Origin of the sequence: Pseudomonas sp. BLCC-B112, assembly GCF_028550695.1 — a bacterium.
Lineage (GTDB): Bacteria > Pseudomonadota > Gammaproteobacteria > Pseudomonadales > Pseudomonadaceae > Aquipseudomonas > Aquipseudomonas danubii.
The window spans coordinates 120,199-135,420 of record NZ_JAQQGK010000010.1 but is presented as its reverse complement, the minus strand read 5'-3'; the positions used below and the strand labels follow the sequence as shown (position 1 = coordinate 135,420).

General features: G+C 63.7%; 11 protein-coding genes. 8 read left to right on the top strand and 3 right to left on the bottom strand.

Annotated elements, in window-relative coordinates; translation table 11 throughout:
- Positions 1 to 10 precede the first annotated feature (10 nt).
- The 3 genes from PQT43_RS24615 to PQT43_RS24605 all read left to right on the top strand — a co-directional run bounded on the left by PQT43_RS24615 (position 11) and on the right by PQT43_RS24605 (position 3,969).
- Positions 11 to 1,045: an aldo/keto reductase gene (locus tag PQT43_RS24615; protein ID WP_267269855.1), complete on the top strand. Its 1,035-nt coding sequence runs from the start codon at positions 11 to 13 to the stop codon at positions 1,043 to 1,045.
- Entirely contained in the window at positions 1,042 to 2,475 is a 1,434-nt protein-coding gene (locus PQT43_RS24610; protein WP_267269856.1) for an NAD-dependent succinate-semialdehyde dehydrogenase, read from the top strand. The genes PQT43_RS24615 and PQT43_RS24610 overlap by 4 nt, the downstream gene beginning before the upstream one ends.
- A 132-nt stretch (positions 2,476 to 2,607) precedes the next feature.
- On the top strand, positions 2,608 to 3,969 hold the full coding sequence (locus PQT43_RS24605) for an MFS transporter (protein ID WP_267269857.1): 1,362 nt from the start codon (positions 2,608 to 2,610) through the stop codon (positions 3,967 to 3,969).
- A gap of 34 nt (positions 3,970 to 4,003) precedes the next feature.
- Here PQT43_RS24605 and PQT43_RS24600 read toward each other — a convergent pair whose 3' ends face one another.
- Positions 4,004 to 4,879: a LysR substrate-binding domain-containing protein gene (locus tag PQT43_RS24600; protein WP_267269858.1), complete on the bottom strand. Its 876-nt coding sequence runs from the start codon at positions 4,877 to 4,879 to the stop codon at positions 4,004 to 4,006.
- A gap of 268 nt (positions 4,880 to 5,147) precedes the next feature.
- Positions 5,148 to 6,320, bottom strand: a complete 1,173-nt coding sequence (locus tag PQT43_RS24595) for a hypothetical protein (RefSeq protein WP_267269859.1) — start codon at positions 6,318 to 6,320, stop codon at positions 5,148 to 5,150.
- 321 nt (positions 6,321 to 6,641) lie between these two features.
- Here PQT43_RS24595 and PQT43_RS24590 point away from each other — a divergent pair, with 321 nt between their 5' ends.
- The 5 genes from PQT43_RS24590 to PQT43_RS24570 all read left to right on the top strand — a co-directional run bounded on the left by PQT43_RS24590 (position 6,642) and on the right by PQT43_RS24570 (position 13,800).
- A complete protein-coding gene (locus tag PQT43_RS24590) occupies positions 6,642 to 7,583 on the top strand; it encodes a LysR substrate-binding domain-containing protein (RefSeq protein ID WP_267269860.1) in 942 nt (313 codons plus the stop codon).
- 419 nt (positions 7,584 to 8,002) lie between these two features.
- Positions 8,003 to 9,427: an aldehyde dehydrogenase gene (gene aldA / locus PQT43_RS24585; protein ID WP_267269861.1), complete on the top strand. Its 1,425-nt coding sequence runs from the start codon at positions 8,003 to 8,005 to the stop codon at positions 9,425 to 9,427.
- A 136-nt stretch (positions 9,428 to 9,563) separates the two neighbouring features.
- Positions 9,564 to 10,886 (top strand): MFS transporter, encoded by a 1,323-nt coding sequence (locus PQT43_RS24580; protein ID WP_179601097.1) that lies wholly within the window; start codon positions 9,564 to 9,566, stop codon positions 10,884 to 10,886.
- Between the two features lies 1 nt (position 10,887).
- Entirely contained in the window at positions 10,888 to 12,105 is a 1,218-nt protein-coding gene (locus PQT43_RS24575; RefSeq protein ID WP_267269862.1) for a mandelate racemase/muconate lactonizing enzyme family protein, read from the top strand.
- Positions 12,106 to 12,183: 78 nt separating this feature from the next.
- Positions 12,184 to 13,800, top strand: a complete 1,617-nt coding sequence (locus PQT43_RS24570) for a GMC family oxidoreductase (RefSeq protein ID WP_267269863.1) — start codon at positions 12,184 to 12,186, stop codon at positions 13,798 to 13,800.
- A gap of 66 nt (positions 13,801 to 13,866) precedes the next feature.
- Here the strand turns inward: PQT43_RS24570 and PQT43_RS24565 are convergent, their stop codons facing one another.
- On the bottom strand, positions 13,867 to 15,180 hold the full coding sequence (locus PQT43_RS24565) for an NAD(P)/FAD-dependent oxidoreductase (RefSeq protein ID WP_267269864.1): 1,314 nt from the start codon (positions 15,178 to 15,180) through the stop codon (positions 13,867 to 13,869).
- Positions 15,181 to 15,222: the final 42 nt, after the last annotated feature.

Here is a 15,222-nt window from a genome sequence, read left to right as displayed (position 1 = left end):
GGAGCGCAGCATGCAATACATTCGTTTGGGCCAGTCCGGCCTGCAAGTCTCGCGCCTGTGCCTGGGCACCATGAACATGGGCACCCCGGACTGGAAACCCTGGATCTTCGATGAAAAACAGAGTGAGCCCATCGTTGCTCACGCCCTGGATCACGGGGTGAATTTCATCGACCTGGCGGACTTCTATTCCGCAGGCGTCGGTGAAGAGGTGGTGGGACGCATCGTCAAGCGTCTGGCGCGCCGCGAGGACCTGGTGATCACCACCAAGGTCGGCTACGGCACCCGCAGCGGGATCAATGCCAGCGGTCATTCGCGCAAACATATCCTCGACAGCATCGATGCCTCGCTCAAGCGCCTGGGCATGGATTACGTCGATGTGTTCATGCTGCATTACTTCGATGTGAACACCCCAGTGGAAGAAACCATGCAGGCGCTGGACGACATCGTCCGTGCCGGCAAGGCTCGCTACATCGGCGTCTCCACCATGCTCACCGGGCAACTGGCGAAGCTGCTCATGGCCTGCGAGCGCCATGGCTGGGTCAAGCCGATCAACATGCAGCTGCAACTGAACTGCGCCTACCGCGAGGAAGAGCGCGAGATGATCCCATTCTGCCGTGACCAAGGCTTGGGCATCTCGGTGTTCAGCCCCCTAGCCCGTGGCTTGCTTACCGGTGACGTGCAGTCGACCCGCAACCAGACGGACTTTTTTACCCAGCAGATGTACAGCGATGAGGCCTCGTTGCAGATTGCCCGCTCGGTACAGTGCGTGGCGCGCGCCCGCGGTTTGTCCAACGCCCAGGTGGCCCAGGCCTGGGTGCTCAAGCACCCCGGGGTCGATTGCATGCTGGTGGGCGCCGACACCACCGCGCAGTTCGATAGTGCCCTGGCGGCCCTGGAGACCACCCTGGATGCCGAGGAGCTGCACGAGCTGGAGCGCAACTACACCCCCTGCGATGTGATCAACGACTACACCGCCGGCAAACGTATCCTGCGCGTGGCCCGTCCGGGGCTGCAGCGCTTTTCCCTGAGTGAGGCACTGGCATGAGCGCATTGATCCGTACCGGCCATTTCATCGATGGCCACTGGTCCAGCGGCGGCGCCAGCTACCCGGTGTACAACCCGGCCAATGGCGAGCTGATCACCCAGGTGCAAAAGGCCGGCGCCGAGGAAACCCGCCTGGCCATCGCCGCCGCCCAACGCGCGCTGCCGGCCTGGCGCGCACTCACCGCCAAGGAGCGCAGTCAGCGGCTCAAGCGCTGGAGCGAACTGATGCTCGGCCAGCAGCGCGAACTGGCCACCTTGCTCAGCCGCGAACAGGGCAAGCCCCTGGCTGAAGCCATGGGCGAGGTGGTCTATGCCGCGAGCTTTCTGGAGTGGTTCGCTGAGGAGGCCAAGCGTGCCTACGGTGATGTGATCCCCAGCCACAAGGCTGACGCGCGAATCATCGTGACCAAGCAAGCCATCGGTGTGGTCGCGGCGATCACCCCGTGGAACTTCCCCCTGGCCATGGTCACGCGCAAGGTCGGCCCGGCCCTGGCCGCCGGCTGCACGATGATCCTCAAGCCCTCGGAAGAAACCCCGCTATCGGCCTTCGCCCTCGGGGTGCTGGCAGAGCAGGCGGGTATCCCGGCCGGGGTGTTGAACATCGTGTCTGGCGATGCCCCGGCCATTGGCCAGGCGCTGCAGGCTTCGAGTGTGGTGCGCAAGCTGTCGTTCACCGGCTCCACCGGCACCGGCAAGCTGCTGATGCGTCAGTCCGCCGACACCCTGAAAAAAGTCTCTCTGGAACTGGGGGGCAACGCACCGTTCATTGTCTTCGACGACGCCGACCTGGACGCCGCGGTCAAGGGCGCCATGGCCTCGAAGTTTCGCAACACCGGGCAGACCTGCGTTTGCGTCAACCGCTTCTTTATCCAGGACGGCGTGTATGAGGCTTTCACCGCCAAGCTGGCCGAGGCGGTTGCCGTGCTGCGGGTCGGCAGTGCCCTGGATGGCGATACCGATCAGGGTCCGTTGATCAATGCGGCTGCCCTGGCCAAGGTCGAGGCGCATGTCGGCGATGCACTGGAGAAGGGAGCCAGGCTGCTCTGCGGCGGCCGTCGTCATGCCCTGGGCGGCACCTTCTTCGAGCCGACCATCCTCACCGAGGCCAGCGACCAGATGCGGATCGCCGAGGAAGAAACCTTCGGTCCGGTGGCGGCCTGCTTTCGTTTCAAGGACGAAGCCGAAGTGCTGCAGCGGGCCAACGACACGCCATATGGCTTGTCGGCCTACTTCTACAGTCGTGACATCGGCCGGGTCTGGCGCATGGCCGAGGGCCTGGAAGCAGGGATGGTGGGCATCAACGAAGGCATCATTTCCACCGAAGTGGCGCCCTTTGGCGGGATCAAGGAATCGGGCCTTGGCCGCGAAGGTTCCAGGTACGGCCTGGACGATTACCTGGAGATCAAATACCTGCTGATGGGCGGCCTCTAGCCTTCACACCCTCCAACGCAGGCGCTGGCTTGCCAGCGAAATGGCGCAAGGTCCAAGGGGCCTTTCGCCAGCAAGCCGGCTCCTGCGTGGTTCGATTCATCTCTTATCCAAGAACAATAAATGGAGACGAACATGAGCACTGCAACCGTCAAGATCGATGACCTGCCCATTGGCCGGTTTCACCTGAAAATCGCCGGCCTGACCTTCGGCGCGCACTTCACCGACGGCTATATCCTCGGCCTGATCGGCATCGCTTTCACCCTGCTGAGTCCGCAGATGCAGCTGGATGCGTTCTGGCAGGGCCTGATCGGTGCTTCGGCGCTGATGGGGCTGTTTATCGGCAGCCTGTTTTTCGGCTGGATCTCCGATCACCTGGGGCGGCAGAAGATCTTCCTGGTCAGCTTCGTGCTGATCACCCTGGCCTCGGTGATGCAGTTCTATGCCGAGACGGCCATGGGCCTGTTTGCCTGCCGGGTGCTGATCGGCATCGGCCTGGGCGGCGATTTCAGCGTCGGCCACGCGATGCTCGCCGAGTTCGCGCCGAAGAAGCAGCGTGGCGTGCTGCTGGGTTCGTTCAGCGTGATCTGGACCTTCGGCTATGTCGCCGCGACCTTTGTCGGCACCGCCATGCTCAGCCTCGGCGACGATGCCTGGCGTTGGATGCTGGCGTCCTCGGCGATTCCCGCCGGACTGATCCTGCTAGCGCGCATCGGCACCCCGGAATCGCCGCGCTGGCTGGTCAACCGCGGGCGCATTGCCGAGGCCCGGGCCATCGTGCACAAGCACCTGGGAGCCAACGTGGTGCTGGACGAGCAACCCAGCAGCCAGAGCCGCTCCGGCTACGCTGTGCTGTTCAGCCCCGAATACCGCAAGCGCACCGCGTTCAACTGCCTGTTCTTCGTGTGCATTGTCATGCCGTATTTCGCCATCTACACCTTCCTGCCGTCGATCCTGCAGAAGATGGGCCTGGCCGAGGGCTTCGGCACCGAACTGATGCTCAACCTGCTGCTGATCATTGGTGCGCTGATTGGTATCTGGTGCACGGTGAAGTTTTCTCGCCGGGGGTTCCTGATCAACTCCTTCATTATCCTGGCGGTGGCACTGTTGCTGCTGGCGGTATTGCCGGGCAGCGCGGCGTGGCTAATGGTGTTGCTGTTCGGGGTGTTCACCCTGGTGCTGTCGGCGGTGAGCAACCTGGTGGGGGTGTTTCCCGCGGAGAGTTTTCCCACCGAAGTGCGCGCCAGCGGCATTGGCCTGGCCACCGCGGTGAGTCGCCTGGGCTCGGCCATCAGCACCTTCCTGCTGCCGGTGAGCGTGGCCGGGATCGGCCTCAGCCCAACCATGGGCATCCTCGCCGGGATCCTGGCCCTGGGAGCACTGATTTCCTGGGCCTGGGCGCCAGAAACCAAGTCCCTGACCTTGAGTCAGGCGTGTAGCGCCAGCGCTGTTGGCTCCAGCAAAAACGACCTGCCGAAGGTCGCCTCGCCGATCTGATATCGCCCCGCATCATCGTAGAAACCACGCGCCGTCAGGGATTGCTCACCCGCCCCAGCCATTGGGTGAACAGCTGCACTTTGGACAGCCCCTGTTTGCCATTCGCCACGTCTAGCCAGTAGCCATATGGGCCGATCACCTCCACCGGGGTGATCGGCAGCAGGCGTCCATCCGCCAGTTCCCCCTCGATCATCTGCCGGTCGATCACCGCCAGCCCGCCACCGGCCAGGGCCGTGTGGATCACCTGGTCCAATGTGCTGAACTCCAGGCCTGCCCGGGCGTCGACGTCGTTGCGGCCCATGGCCGCCAGCCAGTTCTCCCAGACCTGCAAACGCTTGCCGGCATGCAGGATGTGCAACAGCGGAAAGCGCCGGAGGTCCGGCGCCTGGCCGGCGCTGAACAGCTCCGGGCTGGCCACGGCAATATGCCGCTCCATCACTAGCAGTTGGCTCTGGCAATGGGGGGCGGCCTGCAGGCCGAAACGGATCTCGCAATCGACTTCGGCCGGGCTGTCGTGATGGTTGTGCTGGGTCACGCTGAGGCTGATATCCGGGTAGCGCTGGCAGAAGTCCCGCAGGTGCGCCGACAGCCAGCGGGTGGCCCAGGTCGGCGGCGCGATGATGCGCAGGCGTTGACGCAGATTGGGGACGCGCAGGGCTTGCAGGGCGCGCTCGATGTGATCGAAGGCCTGGCCCAGGTTCGGCGCCAGGGCCGCGCCGGCCTCAGTCAGCGCCAACCCTTGAGGGGAGCGGCTGAACAGCGCCACGCCGAGGTAGTCTTCGAGCTGCTTGATCTGTCGGCTGACTGCGCCCTGGGTGACGTTGAGCACCACAGCGGCCTGGCTGAAACTGCGGTGGTGGGCGACTTCCTCGAAGACCCGGAGCATGTTCAGGGAGGGCAGTTGACGCATGGCGGGCAGACTCCGCACCTGACGCCAGGCTGTAGCGATCCGCGCCTGGCGGGCTGAGCGCTGGAAGTGGCGGGGCAGGTTTATTGTTGTTGTAGGGCACTTCATCTAGGGCGCCCATCTTAGCCTGTAGGAGCCCTTTGCGGAGGTTGGCTTGCCCGCCAAGAGGTCCGTGAGATCGCTTTCGCCGGCAAGCTGGCTCCTACAGAGAGATTCATATTTTCCTGCCAACTGTAGGAGCTGGCTTGCCAGCGAAAGGGCCAGCAAGGATTCAGAAGTAGTAGCCGATATTCACATACACCTGGTTTTCCCACTGGTTGCTGCCACCGGCTCCCAGGCTCTGGGCATAACTGCTGCCGCCGATGTACGGATCGTTCTTGCCGAACAGCCATTCGGTAGCGATCCACAGCTTGCTCAGCGAGAACGAGCTGCCGAGGATCATCCGCTGGGACGTTTTGTAGGCGCTGGCCGACTTGTCGAAGGCGCTGTAGTTGGCGTACAGCTTGACCCCGCTGACCTGGTCGAACAGGTACTTGCCGTCGACGTCGTAACTCAGGTCGGCGACATACAGGTTGCCGCGGCTGGCGACGTTGAAGGTGCCGTCGTAGCCGCCCAGGGTTATCAGCTCATCGGTGCCCGGATTGCGTGGCGACATCTGCTGGCGCGCCGCCTGCAATTGCACGCCCCACGGGCCGTTCTTACCCCGGTAGTGGACGGCCAAGGCATTGCGCCTGCCGTCGTTGTGGGTGTCGTTGTTTTTCAGGGTCGAGGTCAGGCCCGAGACGCCGACTTCCGATGCCCAGTCACCCAGTTGCACGGCCCGCGCCGCCCGCAGCACCAGGGTGTTGCGTTCGCGGTTGTCACTGCCGTCGGCCACGTAGCTGTCGGCCGAAGACACCACGCTGGAATAGGTGCGGCCGTTGCTGGTGCCCTTGCCTTGCCAGGCCGGGCGCAGGTAGTAGCCGGCCTGGAGGTTCCAGTCGCCGTGCTGCTGGATGTACTTGGCACCGATTTGCTCGATGTCCTCCAGGCCCACCACGTTGCCCAGGGTTTCGAAGAAAGTGCTGCCGAAATAGGGTTGCAGGCCGAAGGGAATCTGGTTCAGACCGACCTGCACTTGCTGCTCGGGGTTGAACCGGTAGCCGATCCAGGCGCTCTCGGCGAAAGCGATGTCGCCCACTTTGTCGGTGTAGCGGTAGGGGTAGGCGCGGCCGTAAAAGCGGTACTTGGCGGCGCCGATCCAGGTGTCGGAGCTGTACTTGGCACTCAAGATCGCGGTGTCGAAGTTGAAGGTCTGGATATCCCGGTCCGGGTCGTAGTCCCAGCGCGCGCGAACCGCGCCGCCCAGATCCAGGTGGTCGGTGACTTGCACGGCCAGAGCGGGGGTGGCGAGGCTGCCCAGCAGGGCGAAGTTGCACAGTAGGCCAGAGCGTTTGTAAAGCATGGGGTTTTCTCCCGGATTGTTATTGTCGGGTGCGATGAAACCGGCCGCGGCAAGGGCTGCAGCCAAGGGTGAAAGAATTGAGAGTGGGGTGAACGCTAGGGCTTCAGCCCTTGGCGATCATCGAGACAAGCGGGAAAGGAGGCATGGGCGGTACTCGTTGTTGTTTTTGTAATGTGCCTGCAGTGTTGCTATCTACTCCTGGCTCGACAAACGATTTATTCATCGCCAAGGCATGACTAAAACGAATGTTAGTCAGATAGATTCCGCCTGTGATGGCATGCGATGCTCTGCGCCTTCTGCAGCCGTTACAGAGAGACTGTCGTGAAACGCAAGATGCCTGCGCTCAATGCGCTCAAAGCCTTCGAGGTCGCCGGCAGCACCGGCAGTTTTACCCGGGCCGCCGAATTGCTCAACGTCACCCAGAGCGCGGTCAGCCGCCAGGTCCGGCAACTGGAGGAACAGTTAGGGGAAAGCCTGCTGCAACGGCGCCATCATCATCTGGAACTGACCAGCGCCGGGCGTGTGCTGCTGCGGGCCCTGCACCAGTCCTTCGACAAGATCGAGCTGACGCTGCGCGGCATCGCGCAGAAATCCCATACCAATCGCTTGCACCTCAATGCGCCGCCGACCTTCGCCAGTCGCTGGCTGCTGCCGCGCCTGGGGCGCCTGCGCGAGCAGCATCCGGAGCTGGAGCTGAGCCTGACCACGCGCTTGCAGGACAGCCTGGCGGAAACCGCGACCCTGGATTGCGCGATCCGCTTTGGTGACGGTGAGTGGGATGGCCTGGACAGTTCGCTGCTGTTCCAGGAGCGGCACATCGCCGTCTGCGCGCCTTGGCTGCTGGCCCGGGAATCGGCGGAGCAGGGCGTCGATCTCAAGCGCATGACCCTGTTGCATGTATTGGCCCGGGAGGACCAGCGCTACCTGACCTGGAAGCACTGGCTGGATGCCGCGCGGATCACCGGGGTCGATACTCAGGGCGGCTATGAGTTCGACCTTCTGGACCTGGCCATCCGCGCGGCCACCGAGGGCCTGGGGATCACCATTGCCGACTGGCACATGGTGGCGGCGGAACTGGCGGCGGGGCAGTTGACCCAGGTGCACAACGTGCATGTGGAGGGGCACCAGTCCTACTGGCTGGTGACGCGCCCGGCCCAGGCGCCGTTGCCGCAGCTGCAGGTATTCAGCCAGTGGCTGCAAGAGGAAGTCTGGCTGGCGCAGCGCCAGCTTGAGCCCTCCACAGCCTCCACACCCCTGGGCTAGAGGCCGCGCGACCGCCTTCGTCGGCAAGCCGACTCCTACAAAAGCCCACATGCGCAACCTGTGTAGGAGCTGGCATGCCAGCGAAGAGGTCCTTCAGGCCACCATCATCAGTGCGTCATAACCTGCGTTTTTTGCATGTTAGTCCGCACAATTAATCGTTTGTCCTTGTCGCGCCGGACGACAAGACTGCCAGCACTCACATAACAACAACCCGAGTGCTCAGCCATGCCATATCCGATCCTTGCCGATTGCCTGTCGCTGCCCCTTGTCCGCGTCTTCCAGCCTTGCCCGCACGTCATCGCCATGTCCGTGGATCGCTGTGCTGTGCCCGCTCGACTACGCCAGACCCTTTGACCGCCGGGCCTGGATCGTCTCCAGGCTACCTGCGCCACCTCTCTGCCAACGACGGGGCAACTTTCATGCAACTTGAACAGAATTTTGTTAATGGCGACTTCATCAAACCAGCCAGCGGTGCATCGATTGCTGTTTATGATCCGGCTGACGAAACCCTTGTCGGGCATGTCTCGGCCGCCACTCAGGAAGAGGCCTGTGGAGCGGTGAGCGCCGCCTGCGCTGCACAGAAAAAATGGGCAGCGTTGACCAGCATCCAGCGCGGTGATTACCTGCGCGCATTGGCCGACGCCCTGGAGTCGCGTGCCGACGCCATTGGCCAGGCGCTGGCGGCCGAATCGGGCAAAAGCCTGGCGGACGCCAGCAACGAAGCCCGCTATGCCGCGCAGATCACTCGTTATCACGCTGAATGGGCGCGCCGCATCGAGGGCGAGATCATTCCCAGCGACAGCCCCGACGAAAAGCTGTTTCTGCACCGCGAGGCGATTGGCGTCGTGGCCTGCCTGATCCCGTTCAACTACCCGGTCTACACCTTGCTGCGCAAGGTGGCGCCGGCGCTGATCGCCGGCAATACGGTGGTGGTGCGGCCGAGCAACAACACGCCGCTGTCGGCGTTTGAAATCGCCCGGGCGGTGCAGCAGGCGGGCCTGCCCCCGGGTGTAGTGAACATCCTGACCATGGACCACGCCACCGCTGCCACGGTCTGTACCCACCCGGCAGTGGGCATGATCACCCTGACCGGCAGCGTCAATGCCGGGCGTATCGTGCTCGACTACTGCAAGGCCAATATTGCCAAGCCGTCGTTGGAACTGGGGGGCAAGACCCCGGCCATCATCGAGCCCGACGCCGACCTGGAGCAGGCAGCCAGCGCCATCATCGCCTCCAAGACCACCCACTGCGGCCAGTTGTGCACGGCGGTGGAGCGGGTCTATGTCCATGAAAGCGTGCATGAGCGCTTCCTGGCCCTGCTCAAGGCAAAAATCGCCGCCGTGCAATTCGGTGACCGGCGCCAGGACCCAAGCCGCATGGGGCCTCTGGTCAGCGCGGCGTCCCGGGTTGCGATACATGGCCTGGTGCAGCGAGCGGTCGCCCAGGGCGCGGTGCTCGAAGCCGGTGGCGTGATGCCCGAGGGGCCGGGGCATTTCTATCCGCCGACGCTGCTCAGCGGCTGTCGCCAGGACATGGAGATCGTGCAGGAGGAAATCTTCGGTCCGGTGCTGCCGGTGCTCAAGTACCGGGATATCGATGAAGCCCTGGCCTTGGCCAATGACCACCAGTTCGGCCTGGCCTCGGTGCTCTACACCGAAAACTACCGCACCGCGATGAAAGTCGCCGGGGCCATCCAGGCCGGCGAGCTGTACGTCAACCGGACCCCGGCCGACCCCTACCAGGGCTACCACGCCGGCTGGAAGCGCTCGGGACTGGGCGGCGACGACGGCAAGCACGGCATGCTCGAGTTCACCCAGACCCGCCTGGTGGTCATGCCTTTCTGAAGGCCGCCGCCAGTCATCAGCCGCAAGCTGCAAGCAAGAGCAGCGCAGTCGTTCTTTCCGCGTGAAGCTCGAAGCTTGCCGCTGCCCCACTAATAATAATGAGCGGCGCCGGATACCGGCGCCCGAGGGCATCGTCATGTCAAAAAATGCCGCCGATCTGGCCGCTATCCCGGGTTCTGCCGCATTGCCGCTGGACAACAGCGACAAGCGCAGTCGCTACTTTCAACTGATGCTGCTGGTGCTGGCCGCCGGGGCGATCTACCCGATCCTCTACCTGCGTCAGGTCTACCAGACCACCATGCTCGAGGTGTTGCACATCAACCACAGCGAGCTGGGTTACCTGTACTCCATGCTCGGCACTATCTTCCTGATCAGCTACCTGCCCAGCGGCTGGCTGGCGGACCGTATCGCTCCGCGCTTGCTGATTTTCTTCTCCCTGGTGGCCACCGGCGCCCTGGGCCTGTGGTACTCCACTGCGCCATCACTGACGTCGCTGATGATCATCTTCGGCTGCTGGGGGCTGACCACCGGGCTGACCTTCTGGGCCTCGGTGCTCAAGCGGGTGAAGATGATTGCCCGCCACAACGAGCAGGGGCGTTTCTTTGGCATCCTCGACGGCGGCCGTGGCCTGGTGGAAGCCTTGCTGGCGACCCTGGCCCTGGGGTTGTTCGCCCTGGCCACCGAGACGCGTGGCGAGTCGACGGCCGAGGGGTTCCGGCATGTGGTCTACCTGTACTCCTTTACCTGCATCGCCATCGGCTGCGTGCTGGTGCTGCTCAAGGACCCCAAGTCCATGCAAGACACGGCGCCGGTGGAGCAGGGGCGCTTCAACCTGCTCAGCGACCTGGCGACCCTGGTGAAGATCCCCGAGCTGTGGCTGGTGACCGCCATCGTGTTCTGCGGCTACCACATCTTCTGGGCCACCTACAGCTTCTCCGACTACCTGCAGGGCAACGGCATGACCGCGGTAATGGCCGGCACCATCACCACCATCAAGCTGTGGATGCGGCCGCTGGGTGGCATCGGTGGCGGCTGGCTGGGGGACCGCTTCTCGAATATCTCGGTGCTGATCGTGGCGCTGTTGCTGGCGACCTTGGGCATCGTCGGGCTGATCCTGTTCCCGGCCCTGGGCAGCCTGGGCTTGTTGATCGCCACCGTGATCTTCATCGGCCTGATGACCTACGCCATTCGCGGGCTGTACTGGGCGATTCTCGATACCTGTCGGATCCCCTTGCGCATCACCGGCCTGGCCATCGGCATCGTCTCGGTGGTGGGCTACCTGCCGGACGCCTTTATCCCGCTGATCAACGGCTATCTCACCGAACATTTCCCCGGGGCCTTGGGCTACCGCCTGTACTTCGGCTATATCGCCGCGGTCGGCGCCCTCGGCACCCTGGCCGCGATCGCCTTGCGCGCTCGCGTCAACCGCACCCAGCAGCATTCGCAAACAGGAGCCTGAGATGAAAATCGTCGCCCTTGAAACCCATATTGTCGCTGTTCCACCACCGCATATCGGCGGCATGTACTGGCTGTTCGTCAAGTTGCGCACCGCCTGCGGCATCGAAGGCGTGGGCGAGATCTACGCCGCCACCTTCGGTCCTCAGGCAATGCAGCCGATCATCGAAGACGTGTTTCAACGCTACCTGCTGGACCAGGACCCGCACCACATCGAACGCTTCTTCCGCCAGGCCTATTCCAGTGGTTTCACCCAGCGCCCGGACCTGACCATGATGGGCGTGGTCAGCGGCCTGGAGATGGCCTGCTGGGACATCATCGGCAAAGCGGCGAACAAGCCGGTGTATGAGCTTTTGGGCGGCAAGGTCCACGAACGCCTGCGCTCCTACACCTACCTGTATCCACAGAACAGCCGTGGCGAATACGACTACGACGACCCGGACCTGGCCGCCGAATGCGCGGTGCAGAACATGAACCAGGGCTTCACTGCCCTGAAGTTCGACCCGGCCGGGCCCTACACCGCGTACTCCGGGCACCAGCTGTCCCTGGAAGTGCTGGAGCGCTGCGAAACCTTCTGCCGCAAGATCCGTGAAGCGGTGGGCAATCGCTGCGACCTGCTGTTCGGCACCCACGGGCAGATGGTGCCGTCCTCGGCCATACGCCTGGCCAAGCGCCTGGAGCAATACGATCCGCTGTGGTTCGAGGAACCGGTGCCGCCGGGCCAGGAACAGGCCATGGCGCAGGTGGCGGCCAAGACCAGCATCCCGATTGCCACCGGCGAGCGCCTGACCACCAAGTACGAGTTCTTCAAGCTGCTGCAGGCCGGTGGTGCCTCGATTCTGCAGATGAACGTGGCGCGCTGTGGGGGCCTGCTGGAGGCGAAGAAGATCGCCAGTATGGCCGAGGTCTACTACGCGCAGATCGCCCCGCACCTATACAACGGCCCGATCGGCGCGGCGGCGAGCTTCCAGCTGGCTGCCTGCACGCCGAACTTCCTGATCCAGGAAAGCATCATGACCTGGGGCGGCTTCCACGCCGAAGTGCTGACCAGGCCTTTGCAATGGGAGGATGGCTACATCATCCCGTCCAGCGAGCCGGGCCTGGGGGTGGAGCTGAACATGGACGTGGTACGCAGGCACTCGCCCTACAGCGGCGAACGCCTGCACTTGCAAATGGCCGCGAGCCCGGTCGACGTCAAGGACACCTCCCCGGCCAAGGGCTGAGCACTTCCCGCCCGGTGACGGGCAGGGCATGGGCAGCCATTGCGGCTGCCTTCAACACCATCTGAGCGGTAACCCTGCATGACATACGACTACATCATCGCCGGCGCCGGCGCCGCCGGCTGCGTTCTGGCCAACCGGCTCTCGGCCTCGGGCCAATACTCGGTATTGCTGCTGGAAGCGGGCGGCAAGGATTCATCGTTCTGGTTCAAGATTCCGGTGGGGTTCGCCAAGATGTACTACAACCCGACCTTCAACTGGATGTACTACAGCCAGCCACAGAAGCAGCTCGCCGACCGCGCCCTTTATGCGCCACGGGGCAAGGTTCAGGGCGGTTCCGGCTCGATCAACGCGATGATCTACGTGCGTGGTCAGGCCCATGATTTCGATGATTGGGCGGCGGCCGGCAACGACGGCTGGAGCTTCAATGACGTGCTGCCATACTTCCGCAAATTGGAAAGCCACCCTCTGGGGGACAGCCAATACCACGGCGCTAGCGGTCCCATCAGCATCACTCCGATGAAGGGACAGACCCATCCCATCTGTGATGTGTTCCTCAAGGGCTGCGAGGAACTGGGCTACTCGCGCAGCGAAGATTTCAATGGCGCCAAGTTCGAAGGTGCGGGTATCTACGACGTCAACACCCGCAACGGCCAGCGCTGCTCCAGCAGTTTTGCCCATCTGCATCCGGCGTTGAGTCGGCCAAATCTCAAGGTCGAGCATTACGCGCTGGTCGACCGGGTGCTGTTCGATGAGCAGAAACAGCGCGCCACGGGCATCAGTGTGACCCAGCACGGGGTGGTCCGGACCTTCAGCGCCAACAAGGAGGTGATCCTGTGTGCCGGCGCGGTGGACACGCCGAAGATCCTGCAACTGTCTGGGGTCGGTGATCGCGAGTTGCTGGCCCGGCACCAGATTCCTTTGGTTCGGCACTTGCCGGCGGTGGGGCAGAACCTTCAGGACCACTTGTGCGTTAGCTACTACTACAAGGCCAATGTGCCCACCCTCAACGACCAGCTCAGTTCGCTGTTCGGCCAGCTCAAGCTGGGCCTGCAATACCTGCTGACGCGCAAGGGCGCACTGGCCATGAGCGTCAACCAGGCCGGAGGCTTCTTCCGTGGCGACGAAGGGCAGGAGCACCCTAATCTGCAGCTGTACTTCAACCCGCTGTCGTACCAGATCCCCAAGAGCAACAAGGCCAGCCTCAAACCCGAGCCGTATTCCGGCTTCCTGCTGTGCTTCAACCCCTGCCGGCCCACCAGTCGCGGTAGCATCCAGATCGCCTCGAAGAACCCTCGCGATGCGGCGCTGATCGATCCCAACTACCTGAGCACCGACAAAGACGTTGCCGAGGTGATCCAAGGCAGCCGACTGCTGCGCAAGATCATGCAGACCCCGGCGCTCAAGAGCATAACGGTGGATGAAGTGCTACCGGGGCCAGCGGTGGACAGCGATGAGCAGATGCTGCAGTACTTTCGCGAGAACAGCGGCTCGATCTACCACCTGTGCGGCTCCTGCGCCATGGGCCGTGACGAACAGCACTCGGTGGTGGATGCGCGGCTGAAGGTGCACGGCCTGGCGCGGCTGCGCATAGTCGATGCCTCGGTGTTCCCCAACGTCACCTCTGGCAACACCCATGCGGCGGTGCTGATGGTGGCGGAGAAGGGCGCCGACCTGATCCTGGAGGATGCTCGGTAGCAGCCCCAGGATCGTGTCGAACGGCTTGTTGACGGTGCTGTACGTCAGTGCGTACCGGGACCTGGGTTAGCGCAGTTTCTCCAGCATCTGGTAGTACCACATGCCCGCCGCCAGCATCGGGTTGCCCAACTGGTCGCCGAAGGGCACGCGGATGTGTTGGCAGGCGGCGAAGGTGTCGTAGTGGCCGAGGTGGCCGGTCAGGGCTTCGGCCATGATCTCGCCCATGATGTGGCTGGTGGCCACGCCGTGCCCGGAGTAGCCCTGGCAGTACCAGACGTTGTCCGAGAGCTTGCCCAGTTGCGGGATGCGGTTGATCACGATGCCCATGGCGCAACTCCACTGGAAGTCGATGCCCACGCCCTTGAGCGCCGGGAAGGTGCGTTCGATGCACGGGCGCAGTTCGCCGGCGATGTCTCGCGAGTCCTTGCCGCTGTAGTTGGCGCCGCCGCCGAACAGCAGGCGGCCGTCGGCGGTCATGCGGTAGTAGTCGAGGACGAAGCGGCAGTCGTAGACCGCCAGGTCCTCGGGGTTCAGGCGCTTGGCCAGGTCGCCCAACGGCTCGGTGGTGACGATGCCGCCCATGGCCGGGAATATCTTGCCCTTGAGCTTCTTCGGCTCCAGCTTGTGGTAGACGTCGCCGGCCAGCAGCACTTGCTTGGCGTTGATCCGGCCTTGGGCGGTGATCACTGCCGGGTGTTCGCCGTGGACGATCTGCAGCACTTCGCTGTGCTCGAAAATCAGTGCCCCCAGGCTTTCGGCGGCCCGGGCTTCGCCGAGGCACAGGTTCAGCGGGTGCAGGTGCAGGTTGCGGGTGTTCTTGATGGCGCCGTGGTAGAGGTCGCTTTCCAGCAGGCCGCGCACCTGGGCTCGGTCCAGCAGGCTGACTTCGTCGCCCATGCCGCGGCGCAGCGCTTCTTCGTAGTCGGCGCGCAGGCCGGGCAGGTGGCTGGGCTTGTAGGCGGCGTGCAGGTGGCCGTGCTTGAGGTCGCAGGCGATGGCGTATTTCTCCACCCGTTGCTGGATGATCCGGTGCCCGCGCCAGCGCAGGTTCCAGATGAAATCGTCGACCTCGTCGCCCAGTTCGCGGCGCATCTGCTTGCGCATGGCCGCATCGCCGGAAAGGCTGCCGGTGACCTGGCCACCGTTGCGCCCGGTGGCGCCCCAGCCGACCTTGTGGCTTTCGACGATGGCGACTTTCAGGCCGCGCTCGGCCAATTCCACCGCGCTGGCAACGCCGGTGAAGCCGCCGCCGATGATCACCACATCCACCTGATGGCTGCCTTGCAGGGTCGGGTAATGGGTTTCCTGATTCAGGGTGGCGCTGTAGTAGCTGGGGCAGCGCTCGGCTGCCGGGGTCCGCGGATCGAAGGCGGCTGTCATTGAAAAATCCTCGTGGAAAAAACAACCGGCGGCTGCGTGGGG